A 1,128-nucleotide genomic window follows, 5' to 3' on the forward strand; every position below is an offset into this window, starting at 1 on the left:
AGAATATGGAAAAAATAACAGATGTAGCTTGTGTGATAAATACGATTTCAAGAAATAATTGGCAAGAACATTTGTCAATTTTATCTGTTCATTATCGCTCTTCTTCTGAACATCAAGTTTGCCGAGTAATGCTGGTAGTTCATCAGTGAGCTTAATAAGCGTTTCACGTTGTTCGTCTGTCAATACAGCTGTTGAATAATCATCAATAGCCATGAACGGCTGAATGAGCATCCATTTATAGTTGGCTCTCTGGTCTCTATCCAGACGTTGGTTGTTGATGATGTCGTTTCTGCAAGCCATTGCATTTTGGATAATGCGACGGTTGAAGCGCATTGTTAGATACAACATAGTACGGTCGTTTACATCATCAGACTTATTGCCAACTGACGAATATAAATCGTCAAAGATTGCCGTTGTAGCATTTGTCAGATTCTGTAAATCAGAGTTAGATACTTTACTGAGATAGTTCATCAAGGAACGGAAACATTTATCTTCTTCTGTGATGAATGACAAAAGTTGACGCTCCTGCTTAAATGTTTTCACCGATTTAAGCAAAATGTAATATGCAGAAATCGTCATAGGTGCGGAAGAATACATTCCTTGGTTGTCAAGACTCTCATAAAACTTAACTGCATCTTTGTAGGTTTCAGAATCCTTCACCTTCTCACGTTCCATAGCAGTGTTCAACTTTAGATACATAACATCCTTCAACGAACGAGGCTTGGAAAAAGCCAATCTTGTAATCTCGTGTCTGATGGAGTCTGATACCATGAAGTAAGCCAAGGCAACAGGACTTCTGAGTGTAATAGTAGAATCCTTGCCGAAAACGCTATAGGCTGAATCCTGAGTTTCAAGCCACTTAGCAGTCAACTTTGTCAATTCCTCATTGTCAACTTCCTTCTTTCCTTGGAGTTCTGCAAGTACCTCATGACAACCATTAACGGCTTCTGTTGAGTTGGAGAATGAAGGATGTTGGTCACATGATGTTAAGAATGATGTGACAAATAATCCAATCATAAATGTTTGTTTTACTTTCATAAATTAACTATTTTATTAACTATATACTTAATTATATTATTAATTACAAGCTGCAAAAATAGCAATAATTCGACAAGGATTCTACTATTA

Annotated in this window: 1 protein-coding gene; it reads right to left on the bottom strand. The window is 36.7% G+C overall.

The features are described from left to right. A partial coding sequence (locus tag KTQ90_RS13450; protein WP_217318844.1) for a hypothetical protein occupies window positions 1-1,038 on the bottom strand: 1,038 nt, incomplete at its 3' end. Window positions 1,039-1,128 lie beyond the last annotated feature (90 nt).

The sequence above is a fragment of the Leyella stercorea genome (genome assembly GCF_019052365.1).
In the GTDB taxonomy this organism is placed as follows: Bacteria; Bacteroidota; Bacteroidia; order Bacteroidales; family Bacteroidaceae; genus Prevotella.